Origin of the sequence: Pseudomonas sp. BIGb0558 (assembly GCF_024807515.1) — a bacterium.
In the GTDB taxonomy this organism is placed as follows: Bacteria; Pseudomonadota; Gammaproteobacteria; order Pseudomonadales; family Pseudomonadaceae; genus Aquipseudomonas; species Aquipseudomonas yamanorum_A.
Genome location: NZ_JANUEW010000037.1, coordinates 29,469 through 52,420 on the forward strand (window position 1 = coordinate 29,469; position 22,952 = coordinate 52,420).

Sequence of the window (22,952 nt, forward strand, 5' to 3'; positions counted from 1 at the left end):
CTTTGTGTGGCGGAACTTGGGGGCGAGTTCCTCATGGCACTCGGGATGTTGGGGCGATTACTGTTACCTGTCGTCGCGAGGCTGTGCAACGCAGTAGACGGTCCTACGGATGGGCACTTGAGTGTTTCAGCTATGCTGATAATGAGTGACGGCTTCTTCCTACAGCTCCTATGGCGCGTCGTGTTTATCCTGCGCTATGGCCCTCTCTGTTACGCCCCGAGCCCTGATACCCGATGAAACTACTGCTGCATCCCGCAAGGGTAGTTGCCCTGGTGTTCCTGGCCGCCATACTGGCCGGAACCTTCATACTGATGCAGCCAATCTCCCAGGCTGAAGGCGCAGCCGTTCCTTGGGTGACGGCCTTCTTTACGGCGGTGTCCGCCGTCTGCGTGACCGGGTTGGTGGTGGTGGACACTGGCACGTACTGGTCGACCTTCGGTCAGTCGGTGATTCTTCTGCTGTTCCAGCTCGGTGGCTTCGGCATCATGACGGTGGCCACGTTGCTCGGCTTGATGGTGAACAGCCGGTTGCGCCTGCGCACCAAAATGGTCGCGCAGTTGGAGTCGCGCTCATTGGGCGTGGGCGACATTACCAGCGTGGCCAAATTGGTGTTGGTGGTGACGTTAGCCCTGGAACTCGTCGCGGCCGTTTGGCTCACCCTCAGGTTTCATTTTGCCTATGGCCAGCCATGGAGCGACGCGGCATGGAGCGGCCTGTTTCATGCGGTATCGGCGTTCAATAATGCGGGGTTCTCGATTTATCCCGACAGCCTGATGCGTTATGCCGCAGACGGCTGGGTGTTGCTGCCGATCATGGCGGCGATTGTAATCGGCGGCATTGGTTTTCCGGTGCTGTACGACTTGCGCAGCCGGTTCAATCAGCCCCGTCGCTGGTCACTGCATACCAAGCTCACCCTGGCCGGCACCGCCATTTTACTGATGCTCGGGTTGCTCACGCTGCTGCTGTTCGAGTGGGACAATTCGGCGACCCTGGGCCCGATGGCCGTGGCCGATAAACTGCTCTCGGCGGCATTTGCTTCGGTTTCCGCCCGCACTGCCGGGTTCAATTCCATCGAGATTGGCGCACTGACCCCGGAAAGCTGGGCCGTGCATTACTTCCTGATGTTCATCGGCGGTGGCAGCGCGGGCACGGCCGGTGGTGTCAAGGTTGGCACGGTCGCGATCCTGGCCTTGCTGGTGATTGCCGAAATTCGCGGGAACAGTGACTGCGAGGCATTTGGCCGGCGAGTTGGCGCCCCGGCCCAGCGCCAGGCCATTACGGTGCTGGTGCTGAGCAGCGCGCTGATCGTGCTGGCGACGCTGTTTATCCTGCGTGAAACCGCGCTGCCCACCGACCAGGTGATTTTCGAAGTCATCTCGGCGTTTGGCACCGTGGGCTTGTCCACCGGCATTACCGCCGATCTCCCCACCTCGGCCCAGTTGGTGCTGACCCTGCTGATGTACATCGGGCGTGTTGGCACTATTACCCTGGCGGCCTCGCTGGCGCTGGGGGAGCACCGCATGCCGTACCGCTACCCGGAGGAACATCCAATTGTTGGCTAACTTGTTATTTTCAGAACGCTTTTCTTTCGCCAAAGGCGACAGCGTAGTGGTGATCGGGCTTGGCCGCTTTGGTGGCTCGGTGGCCCAATCATTGATGCGCCTGGGCCATGATGTGATGGGGATCGACAGCGACCCTGCGCCGGTGCATGAGTGGGCCGATCTCTTGACCCACGCGGCCCAGGCCGACTCGACCAACCTGCAGGTCATGCGCCAACTGGGGATTGCCGACTTTGCCCACGCTATTGTGGGAATTGGCACCGACTTGTCCGCCAGCCTGCTGACCGTCATGGCCCTGACCGAACTGGGGATCCCGGATATCTGGGTCAAGGCCCGCACCGCCGAGCACGGGCAGATCGCCCAGCGCATTGGCGCCCATCATGTGGTCTACCCGGAGAAGGAAATGGGCGAGCGGGTTGCTCACCTGATTACCGGGCGGATGATTGATTTCATTGAGTTTGACGACGGTTTTGCCATCGCGAAGATTCATTCCCCGTTGTCGTGTCACAACAACACCCTGGCCGACGGGCAGATCCGCGAAAAATTCGGCGTGACGATCGTCGGGCTCAAGCGCGCCAGCCAGGATTTCCAGCATGCCACTCCGAGCACCCTGGTGCTGCCGGGTGATCTGCTGATCGTGTCCGGCCCGACGCATCTGATCCAGAAATTTGCCGGCCACTCGAGCTGACCCGAGCGATCAGTGAGAGTCCGCGTCCCACACCCAGTTCCACACGCCCGGCAGATGCACCACTTCGTCGGCGTTCTTTACCGTGCGGGCCATGGCGGCGCGCTGCAAGGCCGCCCGGTCGGTATAGAACGGCTGCGTGGCGACGGGTACGCCGTTGATGCGCGCACTGTCCATCAGGATTTGCAGGTATTCCTTCAGGTGCCAGGCGGTGTAGCGGTTGATGTCGTGAAAGGTCACCACCACCGGAATCACACCGTCCACGGTCGGTAACTCACCCTTGGCAATGCGCTCGCGCAGTACCGACAACTGGCGTATCAGGTTTTCCCGACGACGCGGGCTGCCGTTGAAGACCCAGATCACCCCGTCATTCGCACTCAGGTCCGTGAGCAGCACGTGCATCCCATGCTGCTGGTAGGCGGCGAAGGTGCGTTTGTCGTAGTTCCAGAATGGCGGGCGTACCAGCGTGGGCGGCTGGCCGGTGATGGACTGAAGGGTCGACGAACCCAGGCTGAGGTAGTGCTCCAGCTCAACCGGATTCTGCGAGCGATGATTGCTGTGCCACGGCGTGGCGGTGTGGAAGGCCAGGATATGGCCGGCCGCGAATTCCCGCTCCATGGTCTTGCGACCCCGTGGGTTGCCGCCAGAGCGGGGCGCCTCGGTCTGCAAAAAGAACACCGCCTTGATGCCCGGCTGTATCGGGTTATTCGCCAGGTCAGCCATCACCGAACGGCTGGGGTTCATAAAACCCGAAGCGCTGGGGCCGTCATCGAAGGTCAGCAAAAAACGAATTGGCGCCTCGGTTTTCAGGCGTTGTTCGGTCTGCGGTGTGAGGGCCAGGGGCGGACTGATACAGCCGCTGAGGCTCAGGGCCAGGACCCATAGGGCCGATGCGAGGGCGAAGGGTTTCATGGTGGACGGCGGACTCGAAGACGTTGGCTGCTGGTTCGGGTCATCCATGACACGCGCACCATACAGCAAGTCCCGCGAGGCTTTACAGCAGGCTTGGCGGGTAACTGACGACCAGCCGGTTATCGCACAACGTGTCAGGAGTAACGACGGCGCAAGGGCCTGCCCATTTCTTCGTGCAACGTATTTTCGGTAAAGGGTTTGGGGTTGGTTGACGTGGCTGGCGTGGCGGGGTCGTTATCGAAGTCGAACGGCGGGGCGTCAGTTTCAAGGCCGACCGCCTGGCGTTCGTTATTGGCCACGTACCCTGGCGACTCGCCTGGATGCCCCTCCAGCATGAACCCGGGAAGAAACGTGCCGTTGGCACCGTTATAGGCGTGCGCCAGTTCATGGTACAGCGTGGTCAAGGGGGGGGCGACATTGCCAGGGGTGATGTGTAAGGACGTCCGGTTGAAACGGATATAAGCCTGAGTTGCACTAGAGCCGGGTACGCCGTTTTTGATGGCACCTTCAATAGGGTCGTCGGTATCGACTGGCGAGTGTTGCAGCCACGCCCTCAATTCCTCGCTATCGAAAACGTATTGGCTGTCATCGATATGAAGTTCTTCCTTGATCGTGACGGGCCCACCGTTTTTCCTGGCCGCCGCATCCATTGCCATCAGCATCGCCTGGCCGCTGGGTGAGTTGCGCAGCAGTTCAAGATCATCCGCGACGCGCTGCCTGAAGGCGTCCGAACCTTCGACGGCCAGGCCCTGGGCGCCTGCGGTACTGGGTGTTACCTGGCTGACGATTGAACGGCGGGCACCGTAGACCGTGTCGCCGGCCTTGCCATAGATGAGGTTTTCGCCTCCATTGGAGAAAACCCTGTCGTTACCCTGGCCGGTGTAGAACGTGGTCCGATCATGACCCACCAGTACATCATCGCCTCGGCCTCCATGGATGACCGTATGGCCATTGCCCGCGTAAAGATGATCGTTGCCCTGGCCACCGCCCAGGTAACTCTGTTTGCCGCAGGTTCCAGCCCCGGCATACAACCGGTCATTACCGTTGTTGCCATACATCACGTGGCTGCCGGTGCCGCCCGTGATCAGGTCGTCGCCATCATTGCCTTCGGCGTAGCCTGTGCCGTCGGCCAGGCGAAGGGTGTCATTGCCCGCGCCGCCGAACAGCCATGTTGCGCCGCCGCCCGCCTGGACGTGGTCGTGACCGTCACCGGCTTCGACTTTGACGGCAAGCCTGACATCACTGTCAATCCTTACCCGGTCATTGCCGCCCTGGGTCTTGATATGCAGCAGTGGCGGCGGCCCATCCTGCGTGTCCGAGGGCTTAAGCCAATAGGATCGGCCGTTCACGCTGACCCGTAACTGCCCACTGTGGTGTTTGCTGATGTGCACGATGTCTGGGTGATTGCCGGTTTCAATCAGCAGGGTGTCATTCAGTATTTCCGCTTGGTCGGGGTGCCCCAGATCCCAGGTGACCACCCGGCTGGCGTGCAGGTTGCCATCATTGATCAGCGTGCTGGTCTTGATTTGAATGGGCTCCTGCACATGCTGTGGTAACCGTACGGGCGGATCGTAGGCGGGCGGATGACGAAAATCTATGCTGTTCAATGGCGTGGCCTTCAAGTCGGGAGGGTGGGTTTTCAGCTGCGCCATCAGAGGGCGAGAGCATCGCCTGCCGACACGTGCGGCAGGTGTACCTCTACGTTCTCTATCGAGCGGGACTGGTTCCACCCGGTATTGCATCGAACTGATTCAGCACGTGCGCCGCCGGCTTACAGCAGGCTTATCGGGTAACTGACGATCAGCCGGTTTTCATCAAACTCATTGTTGTTGTAGTCCCGGCGCATGCTGGAATTGCGCCAGCGCACATTGAGGTCTTTCAACGTTCCGCTTTGCACCACGTAGCCCACTTCGCTTTCCCGTCCCCATTCCCTGCCGTCGGTCACCGTGCCGCTGTGTACGTTGCTGCCGCTGATGTAGCGGTTCATCAACGTCAGGCCTGGGATGCCCAGGGCGGCGAAGTTGTAGTCGTGGCGCACCTGCCAGGATTTTTCCCGGGCGTTGTCGTAGCTGGCGTTGTAGCTGTCGTTGGCCAATGTGCCGCCGCTGGTGCCGTTGACCCGCATCCAGGCGCTGTTGCCGGTGAGTTTTTGCAGGCCTACGTAGAAGGTGTTGCCACCGTATCGGGCCGAGAACAAGCCGGACCAGGTCTTGTTGTCGAGGTCGCCGGCGCGGGCGCTGCCGTCGTCCTTGCCGTAGAAGAACCCGAGGTTGGCGCCCAGGGTCCAGTCGCCCACGGGCTGGCTGTGGATCAGGTTGAGGTATTGCTGGCTGTAGATGTCCTTGAGCTGGGCGTTCCACACGCCGATCTGGGTGCGTTTGTCGTTGAAGGCATATTCGCCGCCCTGGAAGTTGAAGCGGTCGGAGGTGAACGCGGTTTTCCCGAACATCGACATGTCGGTCATGCTGCTGTCGTCCCGCGGGCTGTTGGCGCGGAACTGGCCACCGTACAGGGTCAGGCCGTCGATTTCTTTGGAAGTGATTTGCCCGCCGCGCAAGGTTTGCGGGAGTGAGCGGCCATCGTCGGAACGCAGGATCGGCAGCACCGGCATCCACTCGCCCACCTTCACTTCGGTCTTCGAGATCCGGGCCTTGAACGCAACGCCGAGGCGTCCGAAGTTATCGGCGGGCTCGCCATCGCGGTCCAGCGGCAGGAGTTGGGTACCGCCGGTGCCGCGTCCGCCATCGAGCTTCTGCGAGTACAGGCCGAGCACGTCCATACCGAACCCGACGGTGCCTTGGGTGAAACCGGACCTGGCGTCGAGAATGAAACTTTGCGTCCACTCCTGTGCGCCGCCCTGGGCCTTGGTCGGGTTGGTGAAGTTACGGTTGAAGAAGAAGTTGCGCAGGTTGAGGTTGGCGCTGGCGTCTTCGAGAAAGCCGTGTTCTTCGGCGAGAACGGGAAGGGCGAGACTGGCAACAGCGGTTGCCAGCAATAGCTGGCGCGGGTCAAGGATGCTCATGGTGTCGGACCTGTTGTTATTGGGGTTATGCAGGTGCGGGCCATGGTGCGGGGCGGTGCGGGGGCGTTTCAATTGGGGTGGAGCGGGTTTTGGGCGATGATCGAACGCAAGTTGCAGGACCAGCCCCGCGGCAGGGCTGGCCGGTTTTTCGCAAGCGTCAAAGGCGGGAGGCGGTGAGGCTGGTCCAGGGAAAGGCGGGCAAGTATTTCTGGCAGGCGAGGGTTGCGGCCACCATCACTAACAGGAACACGACCTGAAACGGGCTCCAGTAGCTCCAGTGCAGGCCGCTGATCCACGGGTATTTTTCATTGAAGCTTTCGCTGACTTGGCCAATGCGCCGGCGGTGAAACTGATTGATCAGAATCATGCCCAGGTAGCCCAGCATGCCCATCAGTCCCAGCACGAAGCCGAACATCAACAGCATGCCCACTTGCGGGACACCGTGGCGCAGCACCAACCAGTATTGATGAGGGTTGAAGCGCTTGGGCAGCAGGCGTTCACTCAGCCACAGGTCGGGGACGATCAGCCGCGAAGTGAATGCCGCCCAGAGCTGGGTGCCACGAATGGCGATCATGGCCGGGATAAAGGTCAGCAGCATGAACATGACCATTTCGGCGACCAGCGTGGTTTTTTTCTGCTGATAAAACGCCAGGCCACTGGCGATGGCCAGGCCGCCCCACACCCGGACCCAACTCTGATAAGAGACGGCGCGCGGCAGGAACCTGCGCCAGAAATACACATCGGGCTGAGGCAGACGCTCAAGCAGCTGCGGGTAGCGCCAGGCCAGGGTTTCAGACAGGTGCTGGCAGGCGTTCCATTCGTTGCCGCCAAACGGGTCTGTGAAGCGATGCTGCTGTGTGGCGGACATGGGCGTGAGCAGCAGCCGCGCCGCCAGCACGTCCGGTGAGTTGCGCGGACCATCCTTGGCCTTGGCCAGCAGGTTGTCGTAGAAGCTTTCCTGCTGGCAGCGCTCCACCAGGCCGCTCCACATCCACTCGGGCTCCGGGTGCACGCCTTTCTGATCGTCCCAGCCAAAGGCCTGGGACACCCGCTCGAACAGCGGCACGCTCCACTGCGTTTCGTGGAGCAATTGCAGGATGATGCGTTGCCACTGTTGCTGCAGGTCGAACACCCGCAACCAGGGCTGCTGGTTGTAGGCCGTGAGCTGGTTGACGAACTCGCGCTCGGCCTTTTGCTCCAACAGCTCCTGAAGCGCCTGGCGGTATTGCTGGAGCAGTTCGTTGGTGAGCGCTTCGTGTTGCCAGGGCGTCATCACCACGCTTTGCCAGGGCGTCAGCCATTCCAGATGCTGCACGGCCCAGGCGGCAATCGCGCCGCGTTCGCCAGGGGTATCGAAGCAATGGCGCAGCAGGGCGGCCTGGAAGGCATCCGCACACAGTTGCTGCTGCGCCTGCTCCCAACGCTCGGTGAGGTTGGCTGCGCTCAGCCCTTTGATCAGGGCCTGTGCACGAGTCTGCTCGGGCGGTAGCTCGAACGGGGCAGGGCTGACGGGGTGCACGTCGATAAAGTCCGAGTACTGGTTGAGGCTGCCGTAGGCCTGCTCCGCCACCGGGGCTTCAATGACTTCGGCTTCTTGCTCTTCATGCTCGGCCCGCCAGCGCGCGATGTTCAGCGCCTGCTCGTAAGCCTCCCGCAGGCGCTGGAAGCCTTCGGCATCGTCATCCGGGCGGCAGTTTTTGAGCAGGCGCGCATAGCTACGCTTGATGCTGCGTTCGTCGGCGTCTTCCGGCAGTTGCAACACTGTCCAACATTCCATGTCGCAGGCTCCCTAGCGCCAGATGCCACTGTCCAGTTGTTCCAGTTGCCGGGTGAGTTCAGTGCGGGCTTCACGGATACGACGTTCGTCCTGGGTGTCGAGCACTTGCTGGAACTGCGCCGCCCAATGGCCCAACTGCTCACGCAATTCCCCCAGGTTTTCCTGGTAGAGCCGCTCCAGGCGTGCGGTCAGCACGGTGTTGACCTGTTGGTCCCTCGGGTGAATCTTCAGCAGCGCCAGGGCTTGCAGGCGTTGCTGGATTTCGTCCGCGGTCAGTACGCCGGGGTTGTTCTCGATCACCAGCGAGTGTTGCTCGCCCGTCAGCGGAATACTTACCTGGGCTTCCAGCAGGCCGTTGTTGTCATAGGTGAAGCGCACATCCAGCGAGACTTCGCCGGCCTTGCGCTTGGGCACATCAATTTCCAGCTCGCCGAGCTTGATGTTGTCTTTCACCAGGCGGCTTTCGCCCTGGAAGATTTTCAGCAGTACCTGGGCCTGGTTGTCGTGCATGGTGTGCACGGTTTTGACGCGGCTCACCGGCACGCTGCTGTTGCGCTCGATCAGCGGCAGGTAATGGCCGCTTTCGATGTGGTTACCGTACTGGGTCGAGGTTTCGATGCCCAGGGTGTAAGGGCAGACGTCGGTCAGCACCACTTCTTCCAGCGCCGCCGAACGCGCCTTGAGCGCGGCTTGAATCGCGGCGCCGTGGGCGACGACCTGGTCGGGGTCGAGGCTGATGGACGGGAAGCGCCCGAACAACCCGGCGGCCAGCTTGCGCACCAGCGGCATGCGGGTGGTGCCGCCCACCAGCAGGATCTCGTCCAGGTCGCCGACCCGGATGCGCGCGTCCCGCAGCGCCCGTTCAATCGGGGTGCGCAGGCGTTCAAGCAGCGGCGTGAAGAGTTTGGCCAGTTCCTGCTGGGTGATGGTGTGGGTCCATTGCTGGCCATCCACTCGCAACGTGAACTCGGCGCTGTCGTCCTGGCCGAGGGCCTTGCGCACCCGTTCGGCTTCGCGTCGCAGGGGTTGCAGCACCGAGGCCCGTGGCGGGAAACCTTGGACGTTGCGCTGGCTGTCGATGAAATGGTCGAGCAGCAGGGTGTCGAAATCTTCGCCGCCGAGGAAGTTGTCACCGGCGCTGGCGCGCACTTCCATGACGCCGTCGAACAGCTCGATAATCGACACGTCAAAGGTGCCGCCGCCAAGGTCGAACACCAGGAACGAGGTTTCCTTGTCCCGCTGGTGCAGGCCATAGGCGAGGGCGGCGGCGGTGGGTTCGTTGATCAGCTTTTCGATGTTCAGGCCGGCCAGTTCACCGGCGATGCGGGTGGCCTTGCGCTGGCCGTCACTGAAGTAGGCGGGCACGCTGATCACGGCTTCCGTGACGGTGTGGCCGTAGGTGCGCTCGATGTCTTCCTTGAGGCTTTTGAGCACCAGCGCCGAGAGCTCTTCCGGGCGGAACAGCCGGTCGCCCAGGCGCACTTCAGTGGCGCTGCCCATGTAGCGCTTGAACAGCGAGGTGGTCAGTTGCGGGTGAGTGTGCAGCCGCTCGCGTGCGGCCTGGCCCACCAGGATCCGGCCCTGGTCATCCAGCCCGACCACGCTTGGGGTCAGGAACTGGCCAAGGGCGTTGGGCACCAACTCGGTGGTGTCGCCGCGCCATACGGCGGCAAGACTGTTGGTGGTCCCCAGGTCGATTCCTACGATCATTACGACAAGCTCCCTCTGTGGTCTGTAAGAATCTGTTACCAATTTTACCCTGATGTCCGGCGCGAAACGCAACCCACATTAGACCAGTGCCGCTCCCGGATCTGAAATGCACCCCCTTGTGGGAGCCGGGCTTGCCCGCGATGCAGACGACGCGGTCTGCCAGACACACCGCAGCGATCCCATCGCAGCCTCGCCAAGGCTCGACAGCTCCTACCTTGATCTTTGTTACAGGCATAAAAAAACCGCCTCCCGTGAGGGAAGCGGTTTTTGTGTTACCGGGCTATCAGAACAGATTCAGCTTTGGCGCTTCTTCTTTCAACGGCTCGTTCTTCGCGGTTTGCTCGTTCCAGCCACCACCGAGGGCCTTGTACAGGTTGACCTCGCTGTTGAGCTGCGCCAGGCGGTCGGTGATCAGCGATTGCTGGGCACTGAACAGTTGGCGCTGGGCGTCGAGGAACGTCAGGTTGCTGTCGACACCAATGCGGTAGCGACGCTCGGCCAGGCGGTAGTAATCCTGGTTGGCCGCGACGAAGCCACGTTGGGCGTCCAGTTGCTGCTTGTAGGTCTCGCGGGCGGCAAGGCCATCGGAGACTTCCTGGAAGCCGGTCTGGATCGCTTTCTCGTAGTTGGCGACGTTGATCTCTTTCTGGATTTTCGAGTAATCCAGGCTGGCGCGCAGGCTGCCGGCGTTGAAGATCGGGATGTTGATCTGCGGTGCGAACGACCAGGTACCCGAACCACCCTTGAACAGGCCGCCCAGGGTCGGGCTTGCAGTACCGGCACTGGCGGTCAGGGTGATGCTCGGGAAGAACGCTGCCCGTGCCGCACCGATGTTGGCGTTGGCCGCCTTGAGGTTGTACTCGGCCTGCAGGATGTCCGGACGACGTTGCAGCAGGTCCGACGGCAGGCCGGCCGGTACTTCGCTCAGCAGGTCGTCAGCCAATGGCCGGCTGACGATGTTCGCCGGCAGGCCGGTGCCCAGCAGCAGGGTCAGGTTGTTTTCGTCCTGGGCCACCTGGCGGGTATAGCGCGCCAGTGCAACCCGGGCGTTTTCCACCGAGGTACGGGCCTGGCTCAGGTCCAGGGCCGACGCTACGCCGACTTCATTGCTGCGGGAGGTGAGCTTGAAGCTCTGCTCGTACGCGCCCAGGGTGTCCTGGGTGAGCTTGAGCAGCTCCTTGTCGGCCTGCCAGGTCAGGTAGGCGTTGGCCACACTGGCCACCAGGCTGATCTGAGTGGTGCGACGCGCTTCTTCGGTGGCGAAGTATTGTTGCAGCGCTTGCTCGCTCAGGCTGCGCACGCGGCCGAACAGGTCCAGCTCATAAGAGCTGATCCCCAGGCCCGCCGAGTATTGGCTGGTAATGCCCGCTTCGCCGGTCTGCGACAGTTTGGCCGGAGTCCGCGAACGGCTGCCGCTGCCGGTGGCCGAGATGGCCGGGAACAGGTCGGCACGCTGGATCTGGTACTGCGCGGCATAGGCGTCGATGTTCAGGGCCGCGACACGCAGGTCGCGGTTGTTCACCAGTGCAGTCTGGATCAGCTGCTGCAGGGCAGGGTCATGGAAAAACTGCTTCCAGCCTTGCTCGGCGGCGGCCTGGCTCGGCGCCTGGGCCGACGAATACGCCGGCCCCTGCGGGAACTGCGCGGCTACCGGCGCTTCAGGGCGCTGGTAGTCCGGGATCAGCGAGCAGCCACTGAGCACGAATGCCGTGACGGCTAAGGAAAGTAGCGACTTGCTCATTGGCCAGCCTCTTTAGGAGTTTGCTTGGTTTCAGTCTTTTTACGCTCGCCAGCGGAGGACACGGTTGCGAAGAACAGGGGTACCCAGAAAATCGCGAGGACCGTGGCGGTGATCATACCGCCAATTACGCCCGTACCGATGGCGTGCTGGCTACCTGAGCCGGCACCGGTGGAAATCGCCAGGGGCAGTACGCCGAGCATGAACGCCATGGACGTCATGATGATCGGACGCAGACGCATGCGGGATGCCTCGATAGCCGACTCGACGATGCCTTTGCCCTGTTCGTGAAGCTCTTTGGCGAACTCCACGATGAGGATGGCGTTTTTCGCCGCCAGGCCCACCGTCACCAACAGGCCCACCTGGAAGAACACGTCGTTGGACAGTCCCCGCAGGCTGGTGGCGATCAGCGCACCGATCACACCCAGTGGTACAACCAGAATTACCGCGATCGGAATCGACCAGCTTTCGTACAGTGCCGCAAGGCAAAGGAACACGACCAGCAGCGACAGGGCGTACAGCGCAGGCGCCTGGGAGCCGGACAGGCGTTCTTCGTACGACAGGCCGGTCCAGGAGTAACCGACACCGGCCGGCAGGTCCTTGGCGATGCGCTCGACTTCCGCCATCGCGTCACCGGTACTGTAGCCAGGTGCCGGGGTACCGAGGATTTCCATCGCCGCTACACCGTTATAGCGCGAGAGTTTCGGCGAACCGAAGATCCACTTGCCCGAAGAGATGGCCGACAGCGGCACCATCTTCCCGGACGTGCTGCGCACGTACCATTTGCTCAGGTCTTCCGGAGACATCCGGCTGGCGGCGTCACCCTGTACATACACCTTCTTCACACGACCACGGTCGATGAAGTCGTTGATGTAGCTGCCACCCAAGGCGATTGCCAGGGTCTGCTGGATGTCTGCCAGGCTGATGCCCTGGGCGCTGGCCTTCTCGTCGTCAACGGTCAGCTCGTACTGCGGCTCATCGTTCACGCCGTTGGGGCGCACGCCCGCCAGGATCTTGCTTTGTGCAGCGGCACCGAGGAACTGGTTACGCGCATCCATCAACTTCTGGTGGCCAACGCCGCCCTGGTCTTGCAGGAACACGTCGAAGCCGGTGGCGTTACCCAGTTCCAGTACCGACGGTGGTACCACGGCGAACACCATGGCGTCCTTGAAGGTCTGGAAGAAATAACCCTGGGCGCGCTTGGCAACTTCAAATACCGACAGCGACGCATCACGCTCATCCCATGGCTTGAGCATCACGAACGCGAGGCCCGAGCTCTGGCCACGACCGGCGAAGTTGAAGCCGTTTACGGTAAACACCGATTTAACCGCCTTGCCTTCGCCTGGCTCGCCTTCCTTGTCGTTCAACAGGTAGGCGCGCATGTCGTCGATGACTTTCTGCGTACGTTCAGCCGAAGAGCCCACTGGCGTCTGGACCTGGGCAAAGATCACGCCCTGGTCTTCCTCTGGGAGGAACGCGCTTGGAATACGGGTGAACATCCAGATCATGCCGGCGAGGATCAGTGCATAGACCACGAAAGCCGGGAACTTGTGCTTGATCATGTTACCGACGCCGCGCTCGTAGCTCAGTACGCCACGGTCGAAGGTACGGTTGAACCAGCCGAAGAAACCGCGCTTGGGTTGGCCGTGCTTTTCCGGGTCAATCGGCTTGAGCATGGTGGCGCACAAGGCCGGGGTGAAGATCAGGGCAACCAGTACCGACAGCGCCATCGCCGAAACAATGGTGATGGAGAACTGGCGGTAGATCACACCGGTGGAACCACCGAAGAACGCCATTGGCAGCAATACCGCCGACAGTACCAGGGCGATACCCACCAGGGCGCCCTGGATCTGGCCCATGGACTTGACCGTCGCCTCCTTGGGCGACAGGTGCTCCTCGGCCATTACCCGCTCGACGTTCTCCACCACAACAATGGCATCGTCCACCAGCAAGCCGATGGCCAGGATCATGCCGAACATGGTCAGGGTGTTGATGGTGAAGCCGAACGCGGCGAGGATCCCGAAGGTACCCAGCAATACCACCGGTACGGTCATGGTGGTGATGATGGTGGCGCGGAAGTTCTGCAGGAACAGGAACATCACCAGGAACACCAGCACGATCGCTTCGACCAGGGTGTGAACCACACCGGAGATCGATTCGGTCACGACCGGCGTGGTGTCATACGGCACCACAGCCTTCATGCCAGGCGGGAAGAACGGTTCGAGGGACGCAACCGTTTCACGAATCGCCTTGGCGGTGTCGAGTGCGTTGGCACCGGCTGCCAGCTTGATCGCCATACCGGAAGCCGGCTTGCCGTTGAACTGTGCACTGATGCTGTAGTTCTGGCCGCCCAGTTCGATACGCGCAACGTCACCCAGACGAACCTGGGAGCCGTCGGAGTTGACCTTCATCAGGATATTGCCGAACGCTTCAGTGGTTTGCAGACGCGTCTTGCCGATGATGGTGGCGTTCAACTGAGTGCCGGGCAGGGCAGGCAGGCCGCCCAATTGGCCGGTGGCCACCTGGACGTTCTGCGCCTGGATGGCGTTGCTGACATCCACTGGCGTCAGCTGGTAGTTGTTCAGCTTGGCCGGGTCGAGCCAGATACGCATGGCGTACTGGGAACCGAACACCTGGAAGTCACCCACACCAGCGGTCCGGGAAATCGGGTCCTGGATGTTGGAAACGATGTAGTTGGAAAGGTCATCCTTGGTCATGCTGCCGTCTTCCGACACCAGACCGATCACCATCAGGAAGTTCTTCACCGACTTGGTAACGCGGATACCTTGCTGCTGTACTTCTTGTGGCAGCAGCGGGGTCGCCAGGTTGAGCTTGTTCTGCACCTGAACCTGGGCGATGTCCGGGTTGGTACCCTGGTTGAACGTCGCGGTGATGGTCATGCTGCCGTCGGAGTTACTGTCCGAGGCGACATAACGCAGGTTGTCGATACCGTTGAGCTGTTGCTCGATCACCTGCACCACGGTGTCCTGCACGGTTTGTGCAGACGCGCCCGGGTAGGTCACCTGGATATCAATGGCGGTTGGCGCAATGGCCGGGTACTGGTTGATGGGCAACTTCAGGATAGACAGTGCCCCGACCAGCATGATCACCAGGGCAATTACCCAGGCGAAAATGGGACGGTCGATAAAAAATTTCGACATGAATTACTCCCCTTGACCAGCAGCGGCAGCAGGAGCAGCAGCGGAACCGGCGGGCTTGGCGTTATCCGCGTCCTTGACCTTGACTTCGATGCCCGGCTTGATGAATTGCAGGCCTTCGGTGATCACACGGTCACCGGCGTTCAGGCCTTTTTCCACCAGCCAGTAGGCGCCGGTAGTCCGGTTGGCGACCAGTACACGCTGCTCGACCTTGTTGTCCTTGTTCACCACCAGCGCGGTCGGGATGCCCTTCAGGTCGCGGGTCACGCCTTGCTGCGGTGCCAGGATGGCCTTGCTGTTCACACCGGCCTGCAATTGCGCGTGCACAAACATGCCCGGCAGCAGGGTGTGGTCTGGGTTCGGGAATACGGCACGCAGGGTCACGGAACCGGTGGTTTCGTCGACCGAGACTTCAGAGAATTCCAGTTTACCGTCCAGCTTGTAATCGCTGCCGTCTTCCAGGGTCAGCTTGACCTTGGCCGCGTTATCACCGGCTTTTTCCAACTGGCCGCTTTCCAGGTCGCGACGCAGTTTCAGCATCTCGGCGGAGGACTGCGTGACGTCGACGTAGATCGGGTCCAGTTGCTGGATCACGGCCATGGCATCGGTCTGACCGCTGCTGACCAGCGCGCCTTCGGTGACCGAAGAACGGCCGATACGCCCGGAGATCGGGGCGAAGACCTTGGTGTAGCGCACGTTGATCTGGGCCGTTTGCACGTTGGCTTCAGAGGTCATGCGGTTGGACACGGCGGTGTCGTATTCCTGACGGCTGACCGCTTGCTCGTCCACCAACTGCTTGTAGCGGTCGGCAATCGACTTGGTCTGGGCCAGGTTGGCCTGGGCGCTTTTCAGAGAGGCGTCATACACCGACGGATCGATCTGATAGAGCTGCTGGCCTTCCTTGACGTCGCCGCCTTCCTTGAACAGGCGCTTGAGAATGATGCCGTTGACCTGAGGGCGAACCTCGGCAATGCGATAGGCCGTGGTGCGGCCTGGCAGCTCGGATGTCAGGGTAAAGGCTTGAGGTTGAATAGTGACCACGCCGACCTGAGGGGTTTGAGCGGGCGGAGCCGCTTCTTCCTTTTTACATCCGCTGAGCAGCGATGCCAGGGCGACGGCAGTAACCAGGGCGGTAACAGCTGGCTTAAGTTGCATGAAGATCCTCGGGTCAGGCGCGCAGAGTGCGCACAAGAAGTGTGGAAGGGTAAAAAACAGGCACTGAGTGGATAAGTAGCTTGCTACGCAATATACTTACGTTCATGGTTGTTTGTAAACTCTTGACAGGCTTCGCGGAATGTTGACAAAGCAGCGTCCAAAGCCTCGATTCTAGTACGTTCGGCGCCCATGAAGGCGTCGTCCCACAATTATTCAGATGGTCGTTTCCGGCCACCCAAAGTGTCCTGATTGAGGTTTTACTGCCATGGTTCGTCGTACCAAAGAGGAAGCTCAGGAAACGCGCAGCCAGATTCTTGAAGCGGCCGAGCAAGCCTTTTACGAGCGCGGGGTTGCGCGTACCACGCTGGCGGACATCGCCGCCTTGGCGGGCGTGACGCGCGGTGCCATCTACTGGCATTTCAGCAACAAGGCCGACCTGGTGCAGGCGATGCTCGATACGCTGCACGAGCCGCTGGATGAGTTGGCCAGGGCCAGTGAGAGCGAGGACGAGGTCGATCCGCTGGGTTGCATGCGCAAGCTGCTGATTCATCTGTTCCATCAAGTGGCGCTGGACCCGAAGACCCGGCGCATCAATGAGATTTTGTTTCATAAGTGCGAATTCACCGATGAAATGTGTGATCTGCGCCGTCAGCGCCAGACCGCCAGCCTTGAATGCAACCTGCGCATCGGGCTGACCCTGCGTAACGCGGTCCATCGCGGGCAGCTTCCGGAGAATCTCGACACCGTACGTGCTGCCGTATGCATGCACGCTTATATCGACGGAATTCTCGGCCAATGGCTGCTGGTACCCGACAGTTTTCAATTGGCCCAGGACGCAGAACGGTGGGTCGATATCGCGTTGGACATGCTGCGCTTGAGCCCTGGCCTGCGCAATTAAGACAAAATGCGTAATTGCGACCAGTTGTGTCAACAATAAAGGCCAGGGCAGGTCAATCAGCCTTTTCCCTGATTTTATGGGGTGACGTTATATACGGGCTGGCGGGTGGTTGATAGGTAGTTGGCTAAGTATTTTGTAGCAATATTGTTGCAAGGCTGTGAAGGAATGTTCCTGCGGCCTGTGTAGGAGCGAGCTTGCTCGCGAAGATCGTCAACGATAACGCGGGCATGCTGCATTAACGCGTCGCCTGGGCGTTTTTCGCGAGCAAGCTCGCTCCTACAGGAAAATGTTTCCTGCGGCCCATAAAAAAGCCCCGGCTCTCGCAAGCCGGGGCTTTTTCGTTTCAGCCGATTACAGGGCCAGGGTCGGGTAGTCGATGTAGCCGACCGGGCCTTTGGCGTAGAACGTCTCTGGATGCGCTTCGTTCAGCGGAGCATCGGCCTTCAGGCGAGCCGGCAGGTCCGGGTTGGCGATGAACGGTACGCCGAACGCTACGGCGTCGGCCTTGCCCGAGGCCAGCCAGGCGTTGGCGCTGTCCTTGGTGAAGCGTTCGTTGGCGATGTACGGGCCGCCGAAGGCTGCTTTCAGTTGTGGGCCGAGGCTGTCGCCGGCTTCCTTTTCACGGGAGCAGATGAACGCGATACCACGCTTGCCCAGCTCTTTTGCGAGGTAGGTGAAAGTTTCCGACAGGTTGGCGTCGCCCATGTCGTGGGAGTCGGCGCGTGGTGCCAGGTGCACACCCACACGGCCGGCGCCCCAGACTTCAATCACTGCGTCAGTCACTTCGAGCATCAGGCGTGCACGGTTTTCCAGGGAGCCGCCATAGTTGTCGGTGCGCTGGTTGGTGCTGCTTTGCAGGAACTGGTCGAGCAGGTAGCCGTTTGCGCCGTGAACTTCCACACCGTCAAAACCGGCAGCCTTGGCGTTCTCGGCACCTACGCGGTAAGCGTCGACGATGTCGGCGATTTCAGCGGTTTCCAGGGCACGCGGGGTAGGGTAGTCGGCCAGTGGGCGCACCAGGCTGACGTGGCCTTTAGGCTGGATGGCACTGGGTGCGACCGGGGTTTCACCGTCGAGGTACGATTCATGGGAGATGCGGCCCACGTGCCACAGTTGCAGGAAGATCTTGCCGCCTGCGCCGTGTACGGCCTTGGTTACATTGGCCCAGCCACGCACCTGGTCGTTGGACCAGATGCCCGGGGTATCCGGGTAACCCACGCCCATTGGTGTCACGGAGGTGGCTTCGCTGAGGATCAGGCCGGCGGAGGCACGTTGTACGTAGTACTCGGCCATCAGCGCATTGGGCACACGACCGGCGTCGGCACGGCAGCGGGTCAGCGGCGCCATGATGATGCGGTTCGACAGTTGCAGGTCGCCCAGCTTGATTGGATCGAAAATAGTCGTCATGGGATACACCCTTCTCTTTAGTTGATCAGTTGGTCGCGGGGGCCAGGTCGGCATCGCCGGTCTGACGGAAAGTAATCAGGGTCACCAGCAGGGCGAGCACCGCCAGTGCTGCAGCGGCCAGGGGCACGCTGGTCAGGCCAAAACCGTGGGCAATCACGCTGCCGCCAACCCAGGCGCCGAGGGCGTTGCCGATGTTGAAGGCGCCGATGTTCAAGGTGGACACCAGGTTGGGGGCGGCCTTGCCGAAGGTCACCACGTTGATTTGCAGCGCCGGCACGGCGGCAAACGAGGCGGTGGCCCAGAGGAACAGGGTGATTTCAGTCGGGATCACGGCGACGCTGGTCCAGGTCAGCACCGTGGAGACGACGGCCATGCTGATGAATACGCCGATCAGGGTGGCGGCCAGGCGTTTGTCTGCCAGCTTGCCGCCGATGATGTTACCGACGGTCAGGCCCAGGCCGATCAGCAGCAGGGTCCAGGTCACGCCTTTGGGCGAGACACCGGTGACATCCCCCAGCAGCGGCGCGACGTAGGTAAAGAGGGTGAACATCGAGGCGGAGAACAGCGCGGTCATGCTCAATGACAGCCAGATACCGGCGCCTTTGAGTGCTTTGAGCTCGGCGCGCATGTCGAGTTTTTCCTCGTCACGCTTGGTCGGCAGGAAGCGGATCAGGCCGATCAATGCGATCACTCCAATCACGGTGACTGCCCAGAAGGTCGAGCGCCAGCCGGCCTCCTGGCCCAGTGCCGTGCCCAACGGCACACCCAGCACGTTGGCCAGGGTCAAGCCGGTGAACATCAGCGCCACGGCCGAAGCACGCTTGTTGGCCGGCACCAGGTTGGCGGCGACCACCGAACCGATACCGAAGAAGGCACCGTGGCAGAGCGCCGTGACCACACGGGCAAACATCAGCACGTTGTAGTCACTGGCCATGGCGCAGAGCAGGTTGCCGATGATGAAAATGCCCATCAACGCTACCAGGGCGGCCTTGCGTGGCAGCTTGGCGGTGGCCAGTGCCATGAAGGGCGCGCCGATGGCCACACCCAGAGCGTAACCGGTCACCAGCCAGCCGGCGCCGGGAATCGATACACCGAGGTCGGCCGCCACATCGGGCAACAGCCCCATGATGACGAACTCGGTCGTACCGATGGCGAAGGCGCTTAAGGCCAGGATGAGTAGCGAGAGAGGCATTGGTGGGTCCTTGTTACAGCGGTGTGCTGAGTTCTTCGGTGAGCGCTTTGAGGAAGGCTTGGATTGCCTCCTCATTGCGTTTGAAAAAGTGCCATTGGCCGGCCTTCTGGCTGCTGATCAGCCCCGCCCGTTGCAGGGTCGCCAGGTGCGCCGACACGGTGGACTGGGACAGGCCGCAACGCTGGTCGATCTGCCCGGCGCAAATGCCGTGCTCGTGGTGGTGGATCTGCTCAGGGAATTGCGTCTTCGGGTCTTTCAGCCAGTTGAGGATGTCTCGCCGTACTGGGTGCGCCAGGGCTTTTATTATTTCGTCGAGGTCGATGGACATGGCAGTGATGCTCGGGTTTATAAAACGTTATATCGCGATGAGGCGAACTTTAAATCGTTATATTCCGATACACCAATATGATTTTGGTCTTAGGCCAGGCTAAATCGGTATATCGGGTTATAACGATACGTTGACGGCAGTGTTAGACTGCGCGGCATGAATTATCTCGCACATCTGCACCTGGGCGGCCAACTTCCTGCTCAATTGCTCGGCAGCCTGTATGGCGACTTCGTTAAAGGTCGCCTGCAAGGCCAGTTCAGCCCGCAAATCGAGTCGGCGATTCAGTTGCACCGCTCAATCGACCGCTACACCGACAGCCACCCGCTGGTAGGGGAGGCATTGTCGCGCTTCACACTCACCCGACGCCGCTACGCCGGGATCGTCCTCGATGTGTTTTTCGACCACTGCCTGGCGCGGGATTGGGCCTTGTATGCCGATCAGCCGCTGGAGCGGTTTACCTCGCGGGTTTACCGGGTGCTCGCCGAAGAGCCGGCGTTGCCGGGGCGGCTGGCGCAGATTGCGCCGTATATGGCGGCGGATGACTGGCTGGGTTCATACCGCGAGTTTGCGGTGATGGAGCAGGTATTGGCGGGGATCGGCCGGCGCCTGACACGGCCCGAAGAACTGGGCCAAGCCATGCAGGAATTGCGCACGCTGTATGAGCCGTTGAGCGAGGACTTTCGGGTGTTTTATCCAGAGTTGCAGCAGTTCGCACAAAACCAGCTGACCACACATAACTAAATGTAGGAGCTGGCTTGCCGGCGATGCAGGCACCTCGGTTTTTCAGATACACCGAGGTGATGCCATCGCAGGCAAGCCAGCTCCCACAGGTTAATTGTGTTCACATCACTTCATGCAGCGAACGCTGGCCGTACGGGTAGCTGCTCTGTTTCAGGGGTTGGCCCAAACAACGCCTTCTGCACCGCCTGCTGCGCCTGGAATGCCAGCGCGGCACGTTCCTGCCCGGCGCAGGCAATCGGCTTGAGCAGATGGATTTCCACATCGCCCTGGTCATTGCCAAACAAACGCATCAGGTGCGAGAGCAAATCATCGTCGCCAATAAAGGGTGCCAGCGGGTCGATGTTGCCATCGCGCAGATAACGGATCGCCACCGGTTGCAACGACACGTCGGCATCAATCGCACTGGCCAGCAACCGCCCGTGGAACGTGCGCAGGGCACGACCATCGGTGGTGGTGCCTTCCGGGAACATCAACAGCGGGTGCTTTTGTTCCAGGTGACGGGTCATCTGCTTGCGGATCAACTGGCTGTCACCCGAACCGCGGCGGATAAACAGGCTGCCGGCCTTGGCCGCCAGCCAGCCCGCCACGGGCCAGGTACGCACCTCGGCCTTGGACAGGAACGACATCGGCGCCACCATCCCCAGCAGCGGGATATCGGTCCAGGACACATGGTTGCTGACCCACAGCATCGACTGCTGTGGCAACTCACCGTGAACGGTCACGCGAAAGGGCAGAGCACTGGTCAGCCGCGCCATGAAAAACCGCGACCAGCGCTGGCGGCGTACCATCGAGTTGGCCACCCCCAAACGTTCAAACACACCAAACACACTGGCCATGGTCAAACCCAGGGCCACCACTAGCAGCACGCGGGCGATCCGCCCGTACACCCGAAGGCGGCTCATCACATGGCTGCCTTGAAGTGGCGAGCGTAACGCGGGCACAACTCGTCGCGCTTGAGCAGGATAAACACGTCGGCCACCTGGAAATCCTCGTCCCAGCATGGCTCGCCGCAAATCTTCGCACCCAGGCGCATGTAGGCCTTGAGCAGGGGCGGCATTTCGGCGATGACGTTGGACGGCAGGTCCAAGGCAGGCAGCGGCTTTTTCGGCTCGGCGCGCAGGTGTTCGTTGCACAGGTAGCGTTCGCGCAGGCGCTGCATGATGGCGTGGGCCTGGATGCCGCCGTCGTGCATCGGGATGCTCGCGCAGCCCATCAGGTAGCTGTAGCCGCCCTGGTTGAGTACCTCGGCCAATTCGCCCCACAACACCGCGATGGTGCCGCCGTTGCGGTAGGCCGGGTCGACGCAGGTGCGGCCGATTTCCAGGATCGGGCCTTTGAGGTGCAGCAGGCCGTGGAGGCTGAATTCTTCTTCGCTGTAGAAGCGGCCCAGGGTGCTGGCGGCCTGGTGGTCGAGCAAACGGGTGGTGGCGACGAGTCGACCGCTGTTCAAATCCCGCACGCCGATGTGGCTGCAGTGAACATCATAGTCATCCATGTCCAGGCCCAGTTCTGCGCCTTTCAGCTTGGCGTTGAATTCGCCGCTGAACACGTTGAACCGCAGGGCCTGGGCTTCCTGCAAAGCCTGGGCGCCGATCAGGCGTTCGGCTTGCAGGCGGCGTTCATTGCCGGTGTCGCTGATGCGGGCGATCTGAGTCATGGCGAGTCTCCGAGTGCCGGCCAGGGTTGCGGCCGGTCGACTTGTTTGTGCCAACTCAGGCTATGTACGGCCGGTGTCATCTCCATGAAGTTACGGTGACGCTTAGATGACAGGCGTTTTGGTCGGGGATCGCTGGGTACATATCCGTTATTTAGGTAACGGCCGCCTATGGTTTCGCTCTTACAGCGAGTCACTTTGCAAAAGCGGCAAAGTAACCAAAACGCTCTGCCCCGCCTGTCGGCACCTCGCCTAGGCTCGGTGTTCCCTCACTCCGGCATTGCTCCGCGGGCCGCCGCGACGGGGCGTCCCTGCCCCGTCGCGGCTAAACCGGCGTCCTGCCGGTTTACCCGCTCCTCAATCCCTGCGTTCGGCCTCGGGCTGAATGGGGCAGTCAGATCAAGAGCAAGATCAAGATCAACAGCACGGCGGCCTGAAAGCCGACCTGAGTGGTAAAAGCAAGATCCAGAGCGAAAGCAGAGCTGCTTTTCTGTAGGAGCTGGCTTGCCGGCGATGCAGACAACTCGGTACATCAGTTACACCGAGGTGATGCCATCGCCGGCAAGCCAGCTCCTACAGTGGACCGTGCCCGCTCTGGTTTCAGATGTTGATCTTGCTTTTGCTTCACCACACTCAAGCCGGCCGGTAGCCCAGCGGCCTACCGGCCAGCTTGAGTGTTAGAAGCCAGATCAAAAGCCACAGCGAAAACCAAATCTGAAACTGATGCTAATGCAGAGCTGCTTTTCTGTGGGAGCTGGCTTGCCTGCGATGCAGACAACTCGGTACATCAGATACACCGAGGTGATGCCATCGCCGGCAAGCCAGCTCCCACAGTTGACCGCGCCCGCTCTGGTTTCAGATGTTGATCTTGCCTTTGCTTCACCACACTCAAGCCGGCCGGTAGGCCGCTGTGCTTTGCTTTTGATCTGCTTTTGATCTTGATCTTAGGCGCCCCGTTAAACCACGCTGGCCGAACGCAGGTATTACGGAGCGGGTAAACCGGCAGGACGCCGGTT

Annotated in this window: 17 protein-coding genes; 4 read left to right on the forward strand and 13 right to left on the reverse strand. The window is 61.1% G+C overall.

From position 1 onward, the window contains the following. Window positions 1-233: 233 nt before the first annotated feature. Both M2400_RS27810 and M2400_RS27815 read left to right on the forward strand, forming a co-directional pair. Entirely contained in the window at window positions 234-1,562 is a 1,329-nt protein-coding gene (locus tag M2400_RS27810; RefSeq protein WP_259200103.1) for a TrkH family potassium uptake protein, read from the forward strand. After that, window positions 1,552-2,247 (forward strand): TrkA family potassium uptake protein, encoded by a 696-nt coding sequence (locus M2400_RS27815; RefSeq protein ID WP_177048885.1) that lies wholly within the window; start codon window positions 1,552-1,554, stop codon window positions 2,245-2,247. The genes M2400_RS27810 and M2400_RS27815 overlap by 11 nt, the downstream gene beginning before the upstream one ends. A 9-nt stretch (window positions 2,248-2,256) precedes the next feature. Here the strand turns inward: M2400_RS27815 and M2400_RS27820 are convergent, their stop codons facing one another. The 8 genes from M2400_RS27820 to M2400_RS27855 all read right to left on the reverse strand — a co-directional run bounded on the left by M2400_RS27820 (window position 2,257) and on the right by M2400_RS27855 (window position 15,716). Then, window positions 2,257-3,156 carry a polysaccharide deacetylase family protein gene (locus M2400_RS27820; protein ID WP_259200195.1) on the reverse strand — a complete coding sequence of 300 codons (900 nt, stop codon included), beginning with the start codon at window positions 3,154-3,156 and terminating at the stop codon, window positions 2,257-2,259. A 134-nt stretch (window positions 3,157-3,290) separates the two neighbouring features. Then, on the reverse strand, window positions 3,291-4,808 hold the full coding sequence (locus M2400_RS27825) for a M91 family zinc metallopeptidase (protein WP_259200108.1): 1,518 nt from the start codon (window positions 4,806-4,808) through the stop codon (window positions 3,291-3,293). A 119-nt stretch (window positions 4,809-4,927) separates the two neighbouring features. Beyond that, window positions 4,928-6,178: an OprD family porin gene (locus tag M2400_RS27830; RefSeq protein ID WP_177076684.1), complete on the reverse strand. Its 1,251-nt coding sequence runs from the start codon at window positions 6,176-6,178 to the stop codon at window positions 4,928-4,930. Window positions 6,179-6,335: 157 nt separating this feature from the next. Next, entirely contained in the window at window positions 6,336-7,955 is a 1,620-nt protein-coding gene (locus M2400_RS27835; protein WP_259200112.1) for a J domain-containing protein, read from the reverse strand. Window positions 7,956-7,967: 12 nt separating this feature from the next. Beyond that, the gene (locus tag M2400_RS27840) at window positions 7,968-9,665 is read right to left on the reverse strand and encodes a molecular chaperone HscC (RefSeq protein ID WP_177048893.1); all 1,698 of its coding nucleotides are present in this window, start codon (window positions 9,663-9,665) and stop codon (window positions 7,968-7,970) included. A gap of 283 nt (window positions 9,666-9,948) precedes the next feature. Continuing rightward, complete coding sequence (adeC, locus tag M2400_RS27845; RefSeq protein ID WP_177048894.1) at window positions 9,949-11,406, reverse strand: AdeC/AdeK/OprM family multidrug efflux complex outer membrane factor; 1,458 nt, start codon at window positions 11,404-11,406, stop codon at window positions 9,949-9,951. After that, a complete protein-coding gene (locus M2400_RS27850; RefSeq protein WP_177048895.1) occupies window positions 11,403-14,564 on the reverse strand; it encodes an efflux RND transporter permease subunit in 3,162 nt (1,053 codons plus the stop codon). The genes adeC and M2400_RS27850 overlap by 4 nt, the downstream gene beginning before the upstream one ends. Before the next feature lie 3 nt (window positions 14,565-14,567). After that, window positions 14,568-15,716 (reverse strand): efflux RND transporter periplasmic adaptor subunit, encoded by a 1,149-nt coding sequence (locus M2400_RS27855; RefSeq protein WP_177134187.1) that lies wholly within the window; start codon window positions 15,714-15,716, stop codon window positions 14,568-14,570. Window positions 15,717-15,981: 265 nt separating this feature from the next. Between M2400_RS27855 and M2400_RS27860 the strand changes: the two genes are divergently transcribed. Continuing rightward, entirely contained in the window at window positions 15,982-16,614 is a 633-nt protein-coding gene (locus M2400_RS27860) for a TetR family transcriptional regulator (RefSeq protein WP_003219798.1), read from the forward strand. Window positions 16,615-16,965: 351 nt separating this feature from the next. Here the strand turns inward: M2400_RS27860 and M2400_RS27865 are convergent, their stop codons facing one another. The 3 genes from M2400_RS27865 to M2400_RS27875 are packed head-to-tail and all read right to left on the reverse strand — an operon-like array spanning window position 16,966 to window position 19,541. Then, complete coding sequence (locus M2400_RS27865; protein ID WP_259200121.1) at window positions 16,966-18,021, reverse strand: alkene reductase; 1,056 nt, start codon at window positions 18,019-18,021, stop codon at window positions 16,966-16,968. A 25-nt stretch (window positions 18,022-18,046) separates the two neighbouring features. After that, complete coding sequence (locus M2400_RS27870) at window positions 18,047-19,213, reverse strand: MFS transporter (RefSeq protein ID WP_177048898.1); 1,167 nt, start codon at window positions 19,211-19,213, stop codon at window positions 18,047-18,049. A gap of 13 nt (window positions 19,214-19,226) precedes the next feature. Then, complete coding sequence (locus M2400_RS27875) at window positions 19,227-19,541, reverse strand: helix-turn-helix transcriptional regulator (RefSeq protein WP_177048899.1); 315 nt, start codon at window positions 19,539-19,541, stop codon at window positions 19,227-19,229. 156 nt (window positions 19,542-19,697) lie between these two features. Here M2400_RS27875 and M2400_RS27880 point away from each other — a divergent pair, with 156 nt between their 5' ends. Further along, window positions 19,698-20,282 carry an ACP phosphodiesterase gene (locus tag M2400_RS27880; RefSeq protein WP_177048900.1) on the forward strand — a complete coding sequence of 195 codons (585 nt, stop codon included), beginning with the start codon at window positions 19,698-19,700 and terminating at the stop codon, window positions 20,280-20,282. A gap of 110 nt (window positions 20,283-20,392) precedes the next feature. Here M2400_RS27880 and M2400_RS27885 read toward each other — a convergent pair whose 3' ends face one another. Both M2400_RS27885 and olsB read right to left on the reverse strand, forming a co-directional pair. Then, window positions 20,393-21,184 carry a lysophospholipid acyltransferase family protein gene (locus M2400_RS27885; RefSeq protein WP_177076678.1) on the reverse strand — a complete coding sequence of 264 codons (792 nt, stop codon included), beginning with the start codon at window positions 21,182-21,184 and terminating at the stop codon, window positions 20,393-20,395. Beyond that, a complete protein-coding gene (gene olsB / locus M2400_RS27890) occupies window positions 21,184-21,939 on the reverse strand; it encodes an L-ornithine N(alpha)-acyltransferase (protein WP_010176659.1) in 756 nt (251 codons plus the stop codon). The genes M2400_RS27885 and olsB overlap by 1 nt, the downstream gene beginning before the upstream one ends. Window positions 21,940-22,952 lie beyond the last annotated feature (1,013 nt).